This window comes from Campylobacter concisus (genome assembly GCF_003048905.1).
GTDB classification, from domain to species: Bacteria; Campylobacterota; Campylobacteria; order Campylobacterales; family Campylobacteraceae; genus Campylobacter_A; species Campylobacter_A concisus_V.
Window position 1 is genome coordinate 117,501 of sequence record NZ_PIRO01000002.1, and the last position, 19,520, is coordinate 137,020.

At 40.6% G+C, this 19,520-nt stretch carries 16 protein-coding genes; 9 read left to right on the plus strand and 7 right to left on the minus strand.

Annotated elements, in window-relative coordinates; translation table 11 throughout:
* From CVS95_RS06780 to mnmG, 3 genes are all read right to left on the minus strand, one after another.
* Entirely contained in the window at nucleotides 1-1,245 is a 1,245-nt protein-coding gene (locus CVS95_RS06780; RefSeq protein WP_084041924.1) for a cytochrome b, read from the minus strand.
* A gap of 10 nt (nucleotides 1,246-1,255) precedes the next feature.
* Complete coding sequence (petA, locus tag CVS95_RS06785) at nucleotides 1,256-1,759, minus strand: ubiquinol-cytochrome c reductase iron-sulfur subunit (RefSeq protein WP_021091707.1); 504 nt, start codon at nucleotides 1,757-1,759, stop codon at nucleotides 1,256-1,258.
* Nucleotides 1,760-1,933: 174 nt separating this feature from the next.
* Entirely contained in the window at nucleotides 1,934-3,799 is a 1,866-nt protein-coding gene (gene mnmG / locus CVS95_RS06790) for a tRNA uridine-5-carboxymethylaminomethyl(34) synthesis enzyme MnmG (protein ID WP_107696038.1), read from the minus strand.
* Between the two features lie 168 nt (nucleotides 3,800-3,967).
* Between mnmG and CVS95_RS06795 the strand changes: the two genes are divergently transcribed.
* The 6 genes from CVS95_RS06795 to CVS95_RS06820 all read left to right on the plus strand — a co-directional run bounded on the left by CVS95_RS06795 (nucleotide 3,968) and on the right by CVS95_RS06820 (nucleotide 10,719).
* Nucleotides 3,968-7,420: an acyl-[ACP]--phospholipid O-acyltransferase gene (locus tag CVS95_RS06795; RefSeq protein ID WP_107696039.1), complete on the plus strand. Its 3,453-nt coding sequence runs from the start codon at nucleotides 3,968-3,970 to the stop codon at nucleotides 7,418-7,420.
* A gap of 215 nt (nucleotides 7,421-7,635) precedes the next feature.
* Nucleotides 7,636-7,776 carry a hypothetical protein gene (locus CVS95_RS06800; protein ID WP_234400041.1) on the plus strand — a complete coding sequence of 47 codons (141 nt, stop codon included), beginning with the start codon at nucleotides 7,636-7,638 and terminating at the stop codon, nucleotides 7,774-7,776.
* Nucleotides 7,776-8,528: an amino acid ABC transporter substrate-binding protein gene (locus tag CVS95_RS06805; RefSeq protein WP_087580383.1), complete on the plus strand. Its 753-nt coding sequence runs from the start codon at nucleotides 7,776-7,778 to the stop codon at nucleotides 8,526-8,528. Before CVS95_RS06800 ends, CVS95_RS06805 begins: the two co-directional genes overlap by 1 nt.
* 9 nt (nucleotides 8,529-8,537) lie before the next feature.
* Nucleotides 8,538-9,290, plus strand: a complete 753-nt coding sequence (locus CVS95_RS06810; RefSeq protein WP_107696040.1) for an amino acid ABC transporter substrate-binding protein — start codon at nucleotides 8,538-8,540, stop codon at nucleotides 9,288-9,290.
* 23 nt (nucleotides 9,291-9,313) lie between these two features.
* Nucleotides 9,314-9,982 carry an amino acid ABC transporter permease gene (locus tag CVS95_RS06815; protein WP_107696041.1) on the plus strand — a complete coding sequence of 223 codons (669 nt, stop codon included), beginning with the start codon at nucleotides 9,314-9,316 and terminating at the stop codon, nucleotides 9,980-9,982.
* The gene (locus CVS95_RS06820) at nucleotides 9,982-10,719 is read left to right on the plus strand and encodes an amino acid ABC transporter ATP-binding protein (RefSeq protein ID WP_107696042.1); all 738 of its coding nucleotides are present in this window, start codon (nucleotides 9,982-9,984) and stop codon (nucleotides 10,717-10,719) included. The genes CVS95_RS06815 and CVS95_RS06820 overlap by 1 nt, the downstream gene beginning before the upstream one ends.
* Before the next feature lie 33 nt (nucleotides 10,720-10,752).
* Here CVS95_RS06820 and fldA read toward each other — a convergent pair whose 3' ends face one another.
* From fldA to CVS95_RS06840, 4 genes are all read right to left on the minus strand, one after another.
* Nucleotides 10,753-11,244: a flavodoxin FldA gene (gene fldA / locus CVS95_RS06825; RefSeq protein ID WP_103640733.1), complete on the minus strand. Its 492-nt coding sequence runs from the start codon at nucleotides 11,242-11,244 to the stop codon at nucleotides 10,753-10,755.
* 11 nt (nucleotides 11,245-11,255) lie between these two features.
* Nucleotides 11,256-11,969, minus strand: coding sequence for a UDP-N-acetylmuramate--alanine ligase (locus CVS95_RS06830; protein ID WP_107696043.1), 714 nt, complete (start codon nucleotides 11,967-11,969; stop codon nucleotides 11,256-11,258).
* A 3-nt stretch (nucleotides 11,970-11,972) separates the two neighbouring features.
* The gene (locus CVS95_RS06835; protein ID WP_002939277.1) at nucleotides 11,973-12,284 is read right to left on the minus strand and encodes a DUF2325 domain-containing protein; all 312 of its coding nucleotides are present in this window, start codon (nucleotides 12,282-12,284) and stop codon (nucleotides 11,973-11,975) included.
* Nucleotides 12,285-12,416: 132 nt separating this feature from the next.
* On the minus strand, nucleotides 12,417-13,580 hold the full coding sequence (locus CVS95_RS06840; RefSeq protein WP_107696044.1) for a sugar transporter: 1,164 nt from the start codon (nucleotides 13,578-13,580) through the stop codon (nucleotides 12,417-12,419).
* Nucleotides 13,581-13,749: 169 nt separating this feature from the next.
* Here CVS95_RS06840 and nifJ point away from each other — a divergent pair, with 169 nt between their 5' ends.
* The 3 genes from nifJ to CVS95_RS06855 all read left to right on the plus strand — a co-directional run bounded on the left by nifJ (nucleotide 13,750) and on the right by CVS95_RS06855 (nucleotide 19,510).
* On the plus strand, nucleotides 13,750-17,352 hold the full coding sequence (gene nifJ / locus CVS95_RS06845) for a pyruvate:ferredoxin (flavodoxin) oxidoreductase (protein WP_107696045.1): 3,603 nt from the start codon (nucleotides 13,750-13,752) through the stop codon (nucleotides 17,350-17,352).
* A 134-nt stretch (nucleotides 17,353-17,486) separates the two neighbouring features.
* A complete protein-coding gene (locus tag CVS95_RS06850) occupies nucleotides 17,487-17,993 on the plus strand; it encodes a DNA-deoxyinosine glycosylase (protein WP_107696046.1) in 507 nt (168 codons plus the stop codon).
* Between the two features lie 101 nt (nucleotides 17,994-18,094).
* Nucleotides 18,095-19,510, plus strand: a complete 1,416-nt coding sequence (locus CVS95_RS06855; protein WP_107696047.1) for a hypothetical protein — start codon at nucleotides 18,095-18,097, stop codon at nucleotides 19,508-19,510.
* Nucleotides 19,511-19,520 lie beyond the last annotated feature (10 nt).

Here is a 19,520-nt window from a genome sequence, read left to right on the forward strand (position 1 = left end):
TTAGCCCCTTTTTCTTTCAAGTATTGTTATAACTGGCAACGCAATTATAAATAAGAACAAGAATAGCAATGATGAATAAAATCCTATCCAGTCATTATAACCACCTGTTGGGAGCTTACCATATATAGATAAAACGATAAGATCGACAACTAAGACCCAAAACCATATAAAAAATAGTGGTCTTTTGTGAGCTGGAGCTACAAGGTCGCTTCTATCAAGAAGAGGGATAAGCATAAATGCAACACCCGCGAATGCAAATGCGATAAGACCGATGTTATAAGCTGAAATTCCAGCGATATCAAAGAAGAAGCCACGTAAAATTTCATATTGCCACAAGAAATACCACTCTGGATAGATATGTGGTGGGGTTTTTAGTGGATTTGCTGGCTCAAAGTTGATAGGATCCATTGCAAAGTTGAAGTGATAGCAAACAAGATAGATGACAAATATCATAAAGAATGATACATACATAAAGTCTTTTGCCAAAAATCCTGGCCAAAATGGTATAACTTTAGATTTTGCTCTATCGCCGTGTAGATATTCTTGTGCCTCTACTTCAAAGTCTATATCTTCGCTTGTTAGGTTATTTACGTGCGGAACTCTTAAAGAGTAGAAGTGAATAACCAAAACAGCTATCGTCACAAGTGGCAATAAACAAACATGAAGCATAAAAAATCTAGTAAGTGTTGAGTCGCCAACTGCGTAATCACCTCTAATCCACTCAACTAAAGCGTCACCAATAACTGGCACACCGCCAAAAAGCTGAGTGATAACAGTCGCCGCCCAGTAGCTCATCTGTCCCCATGGAAGCATATAACCACTAAATGCCTCTGCTGAAAAACAGATAAATAACACCATACCACTTATCCAAATGACCTCTCTGCCTCTTTTGTATGAACCATAGTAAAGTCCAGTAAGCAAGTGAATATACATAATAAGAAATATCGTAGAGGCTGAAACTGCGTGAATGTGACGCCAAAGCCAGCCATACTCGACCTCTTGCATGATAGTATAATTTACACTATCAAATGCCAAATTTACATCTGGTTTGTAATACATTAAAAGTAAAAAACCGGTAACGATTAAGAGCATAAAAAGCGTTGTTAAAATAACGCCCATTGCCCAAAGGAAATTTATATTTTTTGGAATCCAGTATTCACTAACTAGAACCTTCATAAGCTTTGTAAAAGCTAGGCGTTGATCAAGCCAGTCAATAACGCCAGTTGATTTATGAGCTAAAGACATTGCTATCCTCCTAAGCTTTTGCTACTAATTTTTCGTATTCTGGGCTTGTTTCGCCTAGAACTAGCTTGGTTCCATCGATCTTAAATGGTGGTATATCAAGTGGTCTTGGAGGAGGTCCATATGTTTGCATTCCGTCGGCATTAAATTCGCCGCCATGACAGGCACATACAAACATTTGTTTGCTTGCTTTATACTCAGGTATACAGCCAAGATGCGTGCAAAGTCCGATAAGAACTACGTATCTAGCATCCCCTACGACAACATCTCTTTTGTCATTTTTAGCCATATCAGGACTTTTTTTAAGGATGAAAATAGGCTTTTTACGCCATTCAACCTGCCTCATTTCTCCATCTTTGATCGGACTTAGATCAACTGTTGTGAAACCAGCAGCTTTTACACTTGGAAGCGGATCCCAAGTCTTTTTAACAGCCACTAGTGACATAGCGCCGCCGACAGCTGCCACAGCACCAAACGCAAGGCCGATAAAGCTACGTCTTTCTTGCTTTACTGACATTAAATTCCTTTCTATAAATAAATTCTTAACGATTATACTCTCAAAAAATTAAAAAAGTATAATTTCTAAATATAATCTGCAAAAATAATGTTAATTTTAACTTAAACGTAAATCTTGATTCTAAGATAAAAATTTTAAGTTTTATGGCTTTTTGAACTAAACCAAAAATCAAAATCAGCCAATCCTTTTCTCATTCATCTTTATATAAATATGTAAGATATCAATCGCAGCTGGCGTAATACCTGAAATTTCACTCGCAGCAAAGAGCGTCGGCGGAGCAAATTTCTCAAGCTTTTCGACCACTTCATTACTAAGGCCACTAACACTTCTAAAGTCAAAATTTTCAGGAATTTTTACATCCATCATATCTTTCATTTTTTCTATTTGATTTTTTTGCTCATTTATGTAGTGCTGATATTTACACTCGGTTAAAATTTGATCCACACTCGCATCATCTAAATTTGCAAATTTCTGATCAAGCTTTCTTAGTTTCTCAGCCGTAAAGCTCTTGCGTGCGACTATCTTTTGAAGGCTCACATTTTGGCTTATTGGCTCTTCATCAAGACTAGCTAAAAGCTCTAAATTTTGCTTGCTTGGCGTAATTTGAGTATTGTTAAGGTAAGCAAGCCCATCTTTTAAATTTTGCCTGATAGCTTCAATTTCATTAAAAGTCTCATCATCAAGAAGCCCAAGCTCATGGCCATATCCGCCAAGCCTTAAAATGGCATTTTCCTCACGCAAAAGCAATCGGTACTCCGCCCTACTCGTAAACATCCTATATGGCTCTTTTGTTCCTTTTGTGACAAGATCATCGATCAAAACGCCGATATATGCCTCATCGCGGCGCAAGACAAGTGGCTCTTTATTATCAAGTGAAAGTGCAGCGTTTATACCGGCCATTAGCCCTTGAGCACCAGCTTCCTCGTATCCGGTCGTGCCGTTTATCTGCCCAGCCAAGTATAGCCCTTTTACCTTTTTGGTCTCAAGACTATGTTTTAGCTGTGTTGGCTCAACGTAGTCGTATTCGATGGCGTATCCATGCCTTACAATTTTTGCATTTTCAAAACCCCTTACAGAGCGAAGCATCTGCACTTGCACCTCATAAGGCAGGCTCGTTGAAAAACCATTTATGTAGTACTCTGTCGCTTCAAGCGTTTGCGGCTCGACAAAAAGGTGGTGTCTGTCTCGGTCACCAAAGCGGTTTATCTTATCCTCTATACTAGGGCAATACCTTGGGCCTATACCCTCGATCTGACCTGTAAAAAGCGGTGCTTTATCAAAATTTGAGCGGATTATCTCATGCGTGGTTTCATTTGTATAGGCGATATAACATGGTAGCTGTATTGGAGAGAAATTTTTAGTTCTAAAGCTAAAAGGCGTTGGACTTTCATCGCCATCTTGCTTCTCTAAAATTTCAAAATTTATCGTTTTCGCGTCGATCCTTGGGCATGTCCCAGTCTTTAGCCTACCTAAATTTAGCCCAAGCTCTCTTAGACTGCCGCTAAGATCTTTTGCACTTAGCTCGCCCACGCGGCCAGCTTCTAGTTTGTTAAATCCAACGTGTATTAGCCCGTTTAAAAATGTACCAGTGGTAATTATCACCTTTTTTGCATTATAGATGTTATTTAGATGGGTTTTAACACCGGTTACCTCACCATTTTCGCTTAAAATTTCAGTGGCGATCTCTTGAGAAATTTCTAAATTAGGCGTGTTTAAAAGCAAATTTCTCATATAAACTCTATATCTATCCATATCGATCTGAGCGCGGCTACCACGCACAGCTGGACCTTTGCTCTCATTTAGCACGCGAAACTGGATGCCAACAGCATCGGTTGTAAGTCCCATTTGACCGCCAAGCGCGTCAATCTCTTTTACAAGATGTCCCTTTGCAAGGCCCCCAATTGCTGGATTACAGCTTGCGGCGCCTATTTGTTCAGCTAAGATCGTGATCAGTAAAGTTTGCTTGCCCATTCTAGCAGCCGCAAGACTTGCCTCAATGCCTGCATGTCCGCCGCCAACGACGATTATTTCATAGTTCATGATAAATTTTTCCTATTTTTTGATTGCGTGATTTTATCCAAAAGCATATAAAATTTAAATTTCTTAAAAATTTTTATTGTCAAATTTAATATAGAGTTTTTTATTAATAATATTTTAAATATTTTGCTGTTAGATTTACAAAATTTTTAAAATCACAAAGGTATTTCTATGATGAGTTTATTAAAAGTTGCTGGCTTTTTGCCCTACCTTGCGATCGCATTTTTAAATGCGAGTGTCGATCTAGCACACAAAATCACCATACAAAATGTTCTTTTAAAAACATACGATGGCGACATACTTTTTATCCTAACAGCCGTCATAAATGCAATGATCTTGCTACCATTTATCTTTTTATTTTCGCCTTCAAGCTTTATAAATGATAAATTCGCAAAAATAAAGGTCATAAGAATTTGTGCTGTTTTTGGCCTTATCATTAGTGTCGCGGTGCTTTTTAGCTATCTTGCAGGTGCTTTTGGCGTAGCATTTGCTTTAACGCTCATACTAGCCGCTCAAAGTGCGATCTACTCACCAGCAAAATACGGCATCATCAAAGCCCTAGTCGGCCCTGAGCGCCTTGGCACAGCAAATGGCATCATCCAAGCGCTCACCATCGTTGCGATACTTTTTAGCTCATTTTTATTTTCATTTATATTTGAAAATTTATACATCCAAGGCGAAAACTCAGAAGAAATTTTAAAAAGCGTCTATCCTATTGGTATCTTTTTAGTCGTATTTAGCGCGCTTGAAGCGTATTTTGCTTACAAGCTACCTTGCATCGATGAAAAAGACGAAACAAGCGAAAATTTTGATATTAAAAAATATATTCACCTTAGCTATTTAAGAGAAAATTTAAAAGAAGTAAGGTCAGATAAAAATATCTGGCTAAGCATCGCTGGACTTAGTATATTTTGGGGAATTTCTCAGATCATCATCGCAGCTTTCCCAGCTCATTACAAAGCCGTTTTTAACGACGACAGCTCGCTAGCGGTGCAGGCGATCCTTGCAGCAAGCGCCATAGGCATCGCATTTGGCTCATACGTGGCTGGCTCTATGTCAAAGCTTCACATCGAGCTTGGTATCGTGCCGATGGGCGCTATTGGTATATTTTTCTCACTTTTATTTTTCGCATTTGGTTCAAGCATTGGCGTAGTGAGCCTTAGCTCATTTGCATTTGGCTTTTTTGGTGGAATTTTTATAGTGCCGCTAAATGCGATGATCCAATACTTTGCCCCGCAAAAGACTACCGGCAAGATAATGGCGGCAAACAACTTCTTACAAAACGTCTCAATGTTGCTATTTCTAGCTATTGGCATAGGTTTAGTATATTTTAAAATTTCAACCACTGGGCTCTTTGTCTTTACAGCGCTTGTTTGCTTAATTGGTAGTTTTTACGCCATTTTGCAGCTTCCACATCTTTTTACAAGGCTACTTTTGTTGCCATTTTTAAAGACAAAGTACCGCTTTTTTGTAGAAGGACTTCAAAATTTACCGCAAAGTGGCGGCGCATTACTTCTTGGCAATCACATCAGTTGGATCGACTGGCTCGTGCTTCAAGCTGCAAGCCCAAGGGGTATAAGATTTGTCATGTATAGAACGATCTATAACAAATGGTATCTAAAGCAAATTTTTAAATTTTTTAAAGTGATCCCAATAGGCGCAGGGGCTAGCAAAGAGTCGATCGAGTTAGTTAGAGAGTGCCTAAAAAATGGCGAAGTGGTCGCACTTTTTCCGGAAGGCCACATCAGCTACAACGGTCAGATAAATGAATTTCAAAAGGGCTTTGAGCTTATCATCAGAGATCTAGAAGAAATTTGCATCGTGCCATTTTATCTTCGCGGCCTTTGGGGATCTAGCTTTTCAAGGGCTAGTAAATTTTACAAAGATCTCACTTCTAAAAACGGCAGACGCGACATCATCGTCGCCTTTGGCAAGCCAATAACCACATTTATAAACGCTACAAAGATGAAGCAAAAGGTGCTTGAGCTTAGCTTTTCATCATGGGAGAGCTTTATCTCAAGGCAAAAACCGCTAACAAGCGAGTGGCTAAATAACGCAAAAGAGGATAAATTTAAAGAGTGCGTGAGCGACAGCACTGGGCTAAATTTAAGCAACTTGAAATTTATAACAGCTGTTTTAGTCTTTATCAAAATTTTCAAACGCGAGCTAAAAGATGAGAAAAATATAGGTATCTTACTACCTAGCTCAAGCATCGCAACTATCATCAATATGGCGCTTCTTGCCATGGGCAAAGTAAGCGTCAATTTAAACTATACGCTTAATGTTACCTCGCTAAATCACGCCCTAAGAAAGGCAAATATAAATACAGTCATCACCTCTAGCAAATTTCTTGAAAAGCTCGCACTTAAGGGCTTTGATCTAAAAGATGCGATGAGCGGCAAGGCTAAATTTGCAGAAGATCTCTCAGCTAGCGTCTCAAAAAAAGAGAAATTTTTAGCACTTTTAACGGCGTTTTTTGCTCCAACTTGGCTTATTAAGCTTTGCTATTTTAAGCCAGTGAGCTTAGAGGATACAGCTACTATTTTATTTAGTAGCGGTAGCGAGGGCGAGCCAAAAGGCATCGAGCTAAGCCATAAAAATTTACTTGCAAACATTAAGCAAATAAGCGAACTTTTAAATTTTAAAAAAGATGACGTGATATTAAACTCACTCCCAGTATTTCACTCATTTGGCCTAACAGTCACCACGCTCATGCCACTTTGCGAGGGCATAAAAATGGTAAGCGTGCCTGATCCAACAGATGGAGCGACTATCGGCAAAATGGCGGCAAGACACAGCGCTAGCATCATCTTTGGTACCTCGACCTTCTTTAGGCTCTACACCAGAAACAAAAAGCTTCATCCGCTGATGTTTCAAAGTGCCAGAATGGTCGTAGCTGGGGCTGAAAAGCTAAAACCTGAGATAAAAGATGAGTTTAGGCTCAAATTTGGCATAGAAATTTATGAAGGATACGGCGCAACCGAAACGGCACCTGTAGCTGCTGTAAATATGCCAAATATCTTAGAAAAAGAGAGTCTAAAAGAGCTTACATTTAATAGACCTGGCAGCGTTGGCATGCCTCTGCCTGGTACCATCATCAAGATAATCGACCCAGAAACCCTTGAAGAGCTAGAAACTGGCGAAGACGGACTAATCGTCATCGGCGGATCGCAGGTGATGAAGGGCTATCTAAACGACGAGGCCAAAACAAGCGAGGTAATCACGCATATAGACGGCGTAAGATACTATAAAACTGGCGACAAAGGCCACATCGATGAAAACGGCTTTATATTTATCGTCGATAGATACTCAAGATTTGCCAAGATAGGCGGCGAGATGATAAGCCTTGGAAGCGTCGAAGAAGAGCTTACAAAGGTACTTGGAAACGACGTTGTCTTTAGTAGTGCAAATGTACCAGATAGCAAAAAGGGTGAAGCGATAGCACTTTTAGTAAAAAGTGGCACAGAGCCTGAAAATTTAGAGCAAATTTTAAAAGAGAGTAGCCTAGCTCCGATAATGATGCCAAGCTATATCTTCATCGTTGATGATATACCAACGCTTGCAAGCGGCAAAGTTGATTTTAAGGGCGTAAAAGCTCTAGCGGTCTCACTTTTAGCGGAGTGAGGCACCGCCCTCTTTCTTTGTGACAAAATACTACCCAGGTCGCAGTTGCGACTAATATTTGCATAAATCTTAAAAATTTTTTGCAAAGAGTTTTGTATAAAAATTTCTATTGCTTTTTAAATTTGGTGCAATTCGTGCGATTGTTTGCTAAATTCTGCCTTTACAAAATTTTACTGGCAGATCATAAAAGATGATGCCATACAAATAGTGAACAAATGGGCTATAACGTAGAAAAAGGTAACAAAGAGCTGCTAATTAAGATAAATTTTACCCTAAATGAGCTTAGCAAAGAAGGAGCTTTAAGTGAAATTTCGCTTAAATACTTCGGTAAAGATATTTTAAATAAGGAGAATTAATGAATTTTAAGCCCATTTTTGGCTTGATCGCAGGTGCTTTTTTAGCTTTAAATTTAAATGCTTCAACTATCAAAAAAGGCGAACTTACCGTCGCAACTGAAGGTACTTACTCGCCTTACTCATTTTACGATGAAAAGGGCGAGCTAGTAGGATATGATGTAGATATTGCAAGAGCAGTAGCGCAAAAGCTAAATTTAAAAGTTGAGTTTCTAACAGCTCCTTGGGATGCGATGCTAGCAGCATTTGATGCTGGTAAGGCCGATGTTGTATTTAATCAAGTAAGTATAAACGAAGATAGAAAGAAAAAGTATGGTATGAGCGTACCTTACACTATGCCATATCCGGTAATTGTAGTACATAAAGACAATAACGACATCAAAAGTTTTGCTGATCTAAAAGGCAAAAAGAGTGTGCACTCTGCGACTAGCAACTGGGCGGCAATAGCTGAGAAAAACGGCGCAACAGTGGTTGTAGCTGATGGCTTTAGCAAAGGCGTGGAGCTTATCATCTCAAAAAGAGCTGATGATACGATAAACGATAACGTCACTTTTTATGACTATATCAAACAACGCCCAAATGCGCCACTAAAAATCGCATACACAAGCAACGAGCCGATGCCAACAGCTGCAATCGTTAAAAAAGGCAACACTGAGCTATTAGAGGCGATAAACAAAGCACTTGATGAGCTAAAAGCCGAGGGCAAGATAAGCGAAATTTCGATGAAATATTTTGGAAAAGATATTTCAAAATAAAGGATCAAAATGAAATTTACAAATTTATTAAAAGTAGTAGCCGTGCTTGCAATAGCTTTAAATTTGCAAGCAAAAACTATAAAAGATGGCGTGCTAACAGTAGCAACTGAAGGCACTTACGCGCCTTTTACATTTTATAATGACAAAAATGAGCTAGTAGGATATGACGTAGATATTGCAAGAGCGGTAGCGCAAAAGCTAAATTTAAAAGTTGAGTTTCTAACAGCTCCTTGGGATGCGATGCTAGCTGCATTTGATGCTGGTAAGGCCGATGTTGTATTTAATCAAGTAAGCATAACTGATGAGAGAAAGAAAAAATATGCTTTTTCAGTGCCTTATACTGTGACATTTGGTGCCATCATCACTAGAAAAGATAATAACGACATAAAAAGCTTTGCCGACCTAAAAGGCAAAAGAAATGCCGACTCAGCTACGAGCAACTGGGCAAAAGTAGCCGTAAAATACGGCGCTGAACACGTCATAACAGATAGTTTTGCTAAAAGTATGGAGCTTCTTATATCAAGACGCGTAGATGCTGTTGTAAGAGACAACATCGTATTTTACGACTTCATAAAAGAGCGTCCAAACGCACCTGTAAAGATAGCTGCCTCACTTGATGAGAAAGACTACACAGCAGCAGCTGTTAAAAAAGACAACGCCGAACTTGCAGAGCAAATTTCAAATGCTCTAAATGAACTTTCAAAAGAAGGCAAACTAGAAGCTATCTCAAAAAGCTACTTTGGCAAAGACGTCTCAAAATAAAATTATAAACCAACAAGGCAAAAATGGAAAATTTAGATAGAGTGATCGAGCTTGTTTCGAGCTCGACGCTACCGATGATCATTGCACTTTTAAAGGTGACGATCCCGCTTACATTGCTCTCGTTTTCGCTAGGGCTTGTCATCGCCATTATCACAGCAGTAGCGAGGCTTTCAAATATAAAAATTTTAAAATTTATATTTGCCATCTACGTTTGGATATTTCGCGGCACGCCACTTCTTGTGCAGCTTTTTATTGTATTTTACGGACTTCCTAGCATCGGCGTCACGCTTGATACTTGGAGCGCGGCGACTATTGCATTTAGTCTAAACGTGGGTGCTTATGCGTCTGAGTCCGTAAGGGCCGCCATACTTTCTGTGCCAAAAGGCCAGTGGGAGGCGGCCATATCGCTTGGCATGACGCACTATCAAATTTTAAAACGTATCATCGCACCTCAAGCAGTAAGGATCTCTCTGCCGCCGCTTTCTAACACATTTATAGGCCTTGTTAAAGACACTTCACTAGCAGCTTCTATAACGATGGTTGATATGTTTATGGTCGCTCAAAGGATCGCAGCAAGGACCTTTGAGCCACTCATCCTCTACATCCTAGCAGCGCTCATCTATCTAGTGGTTTGCACACTCTTAACCTATCTTCAATCAAGGCTTGAAAAAGCTGTCTCAAGGTATGTCTAATGGCTATAAATTTTAAAAATATAAGTAAATCTTACGGCGATCATTTGGTGCTAGATAACATAAACACAAGCTTCAAAGAGGGACAAACGACCGTGATCGTTGGCTCATCTGGTTGTGGCAAATCAACGCTTCTTAGATGCATAAATTTACTTGAGATCCCACAAAGTGGTGTTTTAGAGATAGATGACAAGAGCGTAAATTTTAAAGAGAAGCTTAGCTCAAAAGAGCTTTTAGAAATTCGTAAAAAAACAGGTATGGTCTTTCAAAGCTTCAACCTCTTCCCACACCTAACAGCGCTTCAAAATGTCACCGAAGCTCCGATCTACGTTCAAAAAAAGGATAAAAACGAAGCAATAAAAGAGGCAAAAGAGCTTTTAGCCAAAGTGGGGCTTAGTCACAAAGAAGATACCTATCCAAACAGGCTCTCAGGCGGACAAGCACAGCGTGTGGCCATCGCTAGAGCCCTAGCTGTAAATCCATACTTTTTACTACTTGACGAGCCTACAAGCGCGCTTGATCCAGAGCTTGAGGCTGAAGTTTTAAAAGTCATCTTGTCTCTTGCAAAAGAGAAAAAGTCTATGATCATTGTCACTCATAATATGAATTTTGCTAGAAAGATAGCTGATAGAATTTTGTTTTTAGATAAAGGCGTGATCGCATTTGATGGCTTGGTAGATGAGTTTTTTAATAGCCAAAACGAAAGAATAAAAAGCTTCATCTCGGCTATGGATATATGAAAATTTTAGCTAGAAAATCTAGCTAAAATTACATTAAGCAAAGTGAGGTTTTATCTGCTCTATCCAAGCTGAAATTCTACCCTCAGTTTTGTCACTTTGGTTATCAGCATCAAGTGCTAGACCTACAAATTTTCCATTTCTAACAGCATCAGAGCCATCAAATGTATAGCCATCAGTGCTAACCTCACCAACTACCTTTGCGCCAGCTTTTACGACCTCATCATAAAGCTTTGCCATGCCGTTACAGTACTCATCAGAGTAGCTCTCGCTATCACCCATGCCAAAAACAGCGACTGTTTTTCCGCTTAGATTTAATGCTTTAAAGTTAAACGCGTCCCAGTCATCTTGAAGATCGCCACTACCCCAGGTTGATGTACCAAGGATTAGCTTATCAAAGCTATTTAGTTTCGCTGCATCTACATCAGCAACGTTTAAAAGCTCATTTTCAAGGCCTAGACCCTCACTTATAAGTTTTGCTGCATCTTCGGTATTTCCCATGCTGCTTCCATAAACTATACCTATCATTTTTATCCTTTTTAAAAAATTTTACTAATAATCGTATAAGGCACAAGCTTGATCAAACCTCTCGCATAACAGTGCCTAACCTCAACGTGTCGCCTAAATTCCTCATTTCTAGGAAAAACGATATAAACCATCTCGCACTCGTGACCAAGCACACCGACAGCTCTATCTATATCGTCGTTTAAATTTCTCATATCATCAAAGCTCACTTTTTTAAAGCTTGGCATGACGCTGAGCAAATTTTTACCATCTTTTTTGACCGAGATGACACCGCTATTTAGCATGACCTCTTTATCTTGATGGCGGAGGCGTATTTTATCATAAACAAATTGACAAAACATCTGTGCCGCATCGATACAAAACTCAAATTTCCCACTTACATAAAGCATTTTTATCATCTTTGCAGCCGCCATTTTTGGCTCTTTTGCTATAAATTTGATCTTTGAAAAGTCGCCTTTTAAATAAGCATTTATGATGATATTTGATGAAAAACAAAAGCGATCTGCTGGCTTAAAATTTAGACATTTTTCGCGAAGTAGGAAATTTATCCTGGCTTCAAAAATTTCTTTGAAATTTAGAAATTTAGCGTAAGAAAGTGGTATTTTTAGCTCACTTTCTACGCCAGAATTATAAAGTGCAATAAAAATTTTTGCACGTGAAAGCCTATCAAGCTTTGCAAAAATATTTGGAGTTATTTCGCCAATATCTGATAAAAGCCCGAATCTCATTGATTATTCTTTGCATCCAAATTCCTTATCTAGCCCAAAGACCTTGCAATACTCGCAAAATACGCAACTAACGCTTCTTTTTGCACAAACAATTGGAATATTTCTCTTTTTTGCTTGAGTTTTAATAGTCTTCATAGTGTTGTGGTTTAAAAAACTAGTTAGCATCACCACACACTCGGTATCTTGAGGGATTGGCTTGCGATTTACGCGGTTTTCATTTCTAGCATCCCAGTGTTCTATCTTCTCAGCTCCCAAATCATGTAAAACTGCCTTGATAGGCGTTATCTCATCTGCACCGATAACTAAAACTGACATAATAAGCTCCTAAAATTTATTCATTTTCTGATAATGATTATAAGGAAGCTTAACTAAAATTTTTCTTAGTTATGATATTTATTATCACTTATATGTAGAAATTTGTAACGTTTTGCTTAGATATTTAAACATCTAAATTCTCTTAACCTTAGATACCGTAAACAAAAATATGATAAGTCCGCTTGTGGCAAAAAAACTACCAACATTGCCGATATTTTGCTCACCTAAATGAACTATCGTCTGATGCCCTATTAGCGCCCCTGCTCCGATGCCTATGTTATAAATAGCCGAAAATATCGCCATTGCAGCATCAGTTGCATTTGAGGCAAGATTTAGCACTTTTATTTGAAAGCTCATATTTACACCAGCTATGCCAAGCCCCCAAACAAAGGCCAAAACTAGCATTAAAACTTCATTTTTAGCAATAAAATTTAACAAAAGCAAGCAACATAAAATAAGCATGATAGAAATTGCAGAAAATGCATTTGGAATGAGCTTATAAAATTTAGAGAAAAGCCAGCTTGCCACGATACCAGCAACACCAAATATAAGCAAGAATATTGTGATAAATTTTCCATCAAAGCCACTGATATCTTTTGCAAATGGCTCAATGTAGCTATAGGTGCTAAAATGCGCGCTTATGATAATTGCCGTTAGTAAAAATATGACCATTAAAAGGCCATTTCTTGCAAGCTCTGGCAAGCTTTTAAGCGAGCCTGAGTTTTTACTTGGCAGAAGTGGCAAAATTTTATATAGCCAAACTCCAACACCAACAGCAAAAATTCCGATCAGCCCAAAGGTCACACGCCAACCAAGTGCATCACCTAAAATTCTTCCAAGTGGCAGACCGAGTATCATCGCTAGCGATGTACCAAGAGCTAGCAATCCAAGAGCTTGCGAGCTTTTATTTATCGGAGCTAGCCTAACAGCAAGTGAAGCAGTGATAGCCCAAAAAATGGCATGAGCAATAGCTATCATCAACCGAGCAATAATTAAAATTTTAAAATTCCAAGCAAAAGCACAAAGAGTATGAGCTACAACAAATACGATAAAAACCTTTAAAAGAAGAGATTTTCGCTCTAAATTTGCAGTTAAAAGCATAAGTGGCAAAGAAAGTATCGTGACGCTCCACGCATAAATCGTGATGATAAGACCGGTATCAGCCGTGCTCATGTCAAAATCTTTTGCAATATCACTTAAAAGTGGCACTGGAACAAACTCAGTAGTGTTAAATATAAAAGCACAAAAAGCAAGAGCTATAACCCTTAAATAGGCTACCCTATGGACACTTATCAAATTTTATCCTTAATTTTTTTCATTAAGGTAATGGAATTTTGCTTAAAGTTAGTAATTCAAAATGCAAAATTCTCAGAATTTATTAATGACATAGATTAATAGTAGATTTTGGAAACTATCTCTATAATAAAAGATTTTTAAAAATCGTAAGAAAATTTAAGGCGGAAAAATGGCTAAAATAATGAAAACTATGGACGGAAACGAGGCTGCGGCGCACGCGGCTTACGCATTTACGGAGGTTGCGGGCATCTACCCGATCACTCCTAGCTCGCCGATGGCAGACTACACCGATATGTGGGCGACTCAGGGCAAGAAAAATCTATTTGGCATGCCCGTTAAAGTCGTCGAAATGCAAAGCGAGGGCGGAGCCGCGGGTACCGTACACGGCTCGCTGCAAGTAGGCGCACTAACTACGACATACACGGCTTCGCAAGGGCTTTTGCTAAAAATCCCGAATATGTACAAAATCGCAGGCCAGCTACTACCCGGCGTCATTCACGTGAGCGCGCGCTCTATCGCGGCTCAGGCGCTTTCTATCTTTGGCGACCATCAGGACATTTATGCCTGTCGCCAGACGGGCTTTGCCATGCTGGCAAGCGGCTCCGTGCAAGAGGTCATGGATATCGCCGGCGTCGCGCATTTAGCGGCAATCAAAGGTCGCGTGCCGTTTTTGCACTTTTTCGACGGATTTCGCACGAGCCACGAGATACAAAAGATCGAGGTGCTTGACTACTCGCACTTTGATAGGCTTCTTGACCGCGAGGCGCTGCAAAAATTTAGAGACGAGGCGCTAAGCCCTGAAAGCCCGAAAACTCGAGGTACGGCGCAAAACGATGACATCTACTTCCAAACTCGCGAGCTAGCTAACCGCTACTACGACGCGATTCCTGATATCGTGGCGGAGTATCTAAAAGAAATTTCACAAATCACGGGACGCGACTATCGTCCGTTTAATTATTACGGCGATCCGCACGCTACGCGCATCGTGGTCGCGATGGGCTCTGTTACGCAAACTCTAGAAGAAGTCGTCGATCACCTGCGCGCAAAGGGCGAAAAAGTAGGCGTGCTAAAAGTGCATCTATACCGTCCGTTTAGCCTAAAATATCTCTTTGACGTGATGCCTGAGACGGTAGAAAAGATCGCCGTGCTAGACCGTACGAAAGAGCCGGGAAGCCTAGGCGAGCCACTATATCTGGACGTCAAGGCGGCGTTTTACGGACGCAAAAATCAGCCTGTGATCGTGGGCGGTCGCTACGGTCTAAGCTCAAAAGACGTCGATCCCGCACAAATGCTAGCGGTCTTTGAAAACCTAAATTTAAGCGATCCAAAAAACGGCTTTACCGTCGGTATCGAGGATGACGTGACCTTTACATCGTTAAAAGTCGGCGAGAAAATTTCGCTAAGCGACGCAAGCGTGAAGGAGTGCCTATTTTACGGTCTTGGCGCGGACGGTACCGTTGGGGCGAATAAAAACTCTATCAAAATCATCGGCGATAAAACCGAGCTTTACGCGCAGGCGTATTTTGCCTACGATAGTAAAAAATCAGGCGGCTACACGCGCTCGCATCTGCGTTTCGGTAAAAATCCGATCCGCTCGACCTATCTCGTCTCAAATCCGCACTTCGTAGCCTGCTCCGTCGCGGCGTATCTTGAAATTTATGGCGTTCTTGACGGTATCCGCGAGGGCGGGACGTTCTTGCTAAACTCGATCTGGGACGCCGAGCAGACGGTCGCTAAACTACCGAATAAAGTAAAGAAAATTTTAGCCGCCAAAAAGGTAAATTTCTACATCATCAACGCCACCAAGCTAGCTCGCGAGATCGGACTGAAAAACCGCACGAACACCATCATGCAGTCGGCGTTTTTTAAACTTGCAGACATCATACCGTTTGCCGACGCGCAAAAATACATGAAAGAGTACGCGCACAAAGCCTATGCCAAAAAGGGCGAAGCGATCGTGGAGATGAACTACAAGGCTATCGATATGGGCGCGGACGGGCTGGTTAAGGTCGCAGTCGACCCTAGCTGGGCAAAATTGACGGATGACGCGAGCGCGGAGGAAAAATACGTCGGCGACGAATTTATAGAAAAAATCGTTAAGCCTATCAACGCCGCTAGGGGCGATAGCCTGCCTGTTTCGGCCTTTGTGGGCTTTGAAGACGGACACTTTAAATCAGGCACCACGGCCTACGAAAAACGCGGTATCGGCGTAATGGTACCGAAGTGGATCGAGGAAAACTGTATCCAGTGCAACCAGTGTGCCTTCGTCTGCCCGCACGCGGTCATCAGACCGTTTCTAATCGATGAAAACGAGCTTGCCGCCGCGCCGCAAACCGTACAAGATCACGTCCTAGACGCCAAAGGCAAAGAGGTAAAAGGGCTAAAATATAAAATCCAGGTGAGCCCACTAGACTGCACCGGCTGCGAACTGTGCGCCCAAAACTGCCCGAGCAAGGAAAAATCGCTCGTCATGGTGCCGCTAGCCGAGGAGATGGAGCGACACGAGCAGGAAAATGCCGATTATTTATTTAAAAAAGTAACCTACAAAGACGACCTAATGAGCAAAGATAGCGTCAAGGGCGTGGGTTTTGCGCAGCCGCTATTTGAGTTTCACGGCGCGTGCCCGGGTTGCGGTGAGACGCCTTATATAGGGCTTGTTACGAGACTATTTGGCGAGCGTATGATAGTGGCAAACGCCACGGGATGTAGCTCGATCTACGGCGGTAGCGCGCCTTCGACGCCTTATACGACGAACAAAGAGGGCAAGGGCGTAGCGTGGGCGAACTCGCTGTTTGAGGATAACGCGGAGTTTGGCATGGGTATGAACGTCGCGGTAGAGACGCTTCGCCACCGTATCGAGGACGTCATGCTACGCACCAAAGACGCCGCGCCAAACGCTCTAGCCGCGCTATACTCCGACTGGATCGCGCATAAAAACGACGGCGAGAAAACGACGCAAATAGCTAAAATTTTGACTCCTCTTTTGGAGCAAAATTTAGACGTAGAGGGCGTGAAAGAAATTTTAGAGCTAAAAAGATACTTAGTTAAAAAATCCCAGTGGATCATCGGCGGCGACGGCTGGGCCTACGACATCGGCTTTGGCGGGCTTGACCACGTATTAGCTAGCGGCGAAAACGTAAACGTGCTCGTGCTTGACACCGAGGTCTACTCAAACACCGGCGGCCAGAGCTCAAAATCAAGCCGTGCTGGCTCGATAGCGCAGTTTACCGCTAGCGGCAAGCCGATGCAGAAAAAAGATCTTGGCTACATCGCGATGACCTACGGAAATATCTTCGTCGCGCAGATCAACTCAAACGCGAGCCAGGCAAACACGATAAAAGCCATCGCCGCAGCCGAGGCCTACGACGGTCCGAGCCTCGTGATCGCGTATTCGCCGTGTATCGCGCACGGTATCAAGGGCGGTATGGCCTACTCCGGCGATCAGGGCGAGCTAGCGACCAAGTGCGGCTACTGGCCGACCTACGTCTACGATCCGCGCCTAATCAAAGAGGGCAAAAATCCGCTAAAAATGACCTCAAAAGAGCCTGATTGGTCGCTTTACGAGGAGTTTTTGCTAAACGAGGTTCGCTACAACTCGCTTAAAAAGACAAATCCGCAGCACGCAGACGAGCTGCTAGCTAAAAACAAGGCCGACGCGCAAAGACGCTACCGCCAGCTAAAACGCCTAAGCTTGGCTGATTTTAGCGACGAGATCGAGTCCGGCGCGCCTGGGAGCGCCGAGGATGTCTCTGCCGATACCGCAGCCGAATAAAGCGCAAATTTCTCTCGCCTAAATTTGGCAGGTGAGGGAAAATATTTGTAAATTTAGCCGCTCGTTTGGGTGGTTAAATTTGCTTTGAAATTTAAAAATGTAAAATTTACCCAGCAAATTTTAAAAGGCGCAAAATGAGCCAAACTCATCCTTTTAAACCTATTTTTGATAAAAATTCTAAAATTTTAATCCTCGGCTCCTTTCCTTCCGTCGTTTCTCGCAAGCTGGGCTTTTACTACGCAAATCCACAAAACCGCTTTTGGCGAGTGCTGGCCGGGATTTTAAACGCTCCGCTGCCTACAAGCATGGATGAAAAGATAAATTTCCTAATCGCCAGCCGCATCGCCATCTACGACGCTGCGATCTCGTGCGAGATAAAGGGCTCGAGCGATGCTAAAATGACCGCTATCGAACCTGCAAATTTGGAGCCGATTTTTAGCGGAGCGCGCATAGCGCAAGTTTACGCAAACGGCGGTAAGGCGCACGAAATCTGCGAAAAATACCTAAAAACTCAAATTTTAAATGCAACGGGCAAACCGCCCCTCAAACTACCCTCTACTAGCTCGGCAAACGCAAATTTTAGCTTTGAAAGGCTCGCGCAAGAGTGGAAGGTCGTCGCGGGCACGTTAAAGGACGACTAAAAAATTAGTAAATTTATCAAGTTTGTAAAGCATCCAAAAGAAGTGTGTAATTAAAATAGTGTTAAAATTCTTAAGAAAGAGTACTATTGCAAGGAAGATAAATGTCAAAAATAAGTAATTCTTTAAATAATTTCAGGCAGTTAAAAGAAGATATTAATACATTGAATGTTAAATCTATGTCGGAAAACGAAGCGCAGGAATTTGCTAGAAATAAGGAAGCACTAATTTATATAGAGAATTACATAAATTTATTGGACGAAAATCTACTTCCGAATGCTTTTTTTGGAGAATTTCAAAACTGCTTTGTCAATTGGAATAGAAGTATGGGGCATTTGACTGCCATTATCGACAACGCCTTAACAATATTAGCCAGATATTCAACCATATATATTCCAAAAAATCAGGCAAAACCAATCGTTATGGAGATGATTGCGGGATACAATGACGCAATAAAGGCATCATTGGATGATTTAAAATTAGAAGCGATCAAAAATAAAATAACAGATGTCGAGAATTATATACAAAAATTCAATATTGCTAACGGCGATTTTTTAAAACAAAAAGATGAAATCTATGGATACTTTAATGAGATAGAAAAAATTAGAACTAATTTGGTAGTTAGACAAGAAGATAAAGATATATCTATACAGCAAGAAATAGAAAATGCAAGAAATAAGATAGCTCAAGACCTAGAATTAACCAAAGAGAAAATTACCGAAAATTATCAAAAACTAGAAGAAATAGGAAAATTTCATATAAAGATTTTCGGTGAACTAAATGATAATGTTCGCAGTGGAGGTTTGGAACAAAAACTTGACAATATGTTTAAAGATTTAGATGAATATAAAGGTATAATGAAAACTCGTTTTGATGAGTATGACAAAATAATCAAGGAACTAAATGAAAAAGCTACTAATGCGAGTCTTTCTGCCTCTTATGGCAGGGAGAGAAATTCGATAAGTGAAACGATTGTATTTTGGAATTTTTCCTTTATCGTATGTATTTTATTTATATTTTTAGTAGCACTTTGGTCCTTTTATGATTTAAAAGAAATTTTAAACTTTGATGTAAAAACTACAATTGCACAACTCGGGCAATCAAACGATGCAATAGCTACGCCCTATATATCTGCCTTATTGAACAATAGAATTTATATTATCTTTTTCGGATTTTTTTCAAAAATAACTATGGCACTACCTCTTATTTGGCTTGCTATTTTTTGTTCAAATAGGCGCAAAGAAGCTATGAGGCTTTCGCAGGAATATGCACATAAAGTCGCAATTGCAAGCTCATATGAAAGTTACAAAGAACAAATCAAAAATTTAAACGAAGAAAATCAAGAGTTGCTTACAAAATTAATGTCGTCTACGATTGATATAATTTCTAAAAATCCAAGTGATTTTTTAGATAAATCAAAAAGCTCTGATAGGTTGATTGACTATGATGAAATTGTAACTAAAATAAAGCAGTTACCAGAATGGCTCATTGATGTTATAAAACAGAAAAGTAAAAATTGATTTAAAGTAT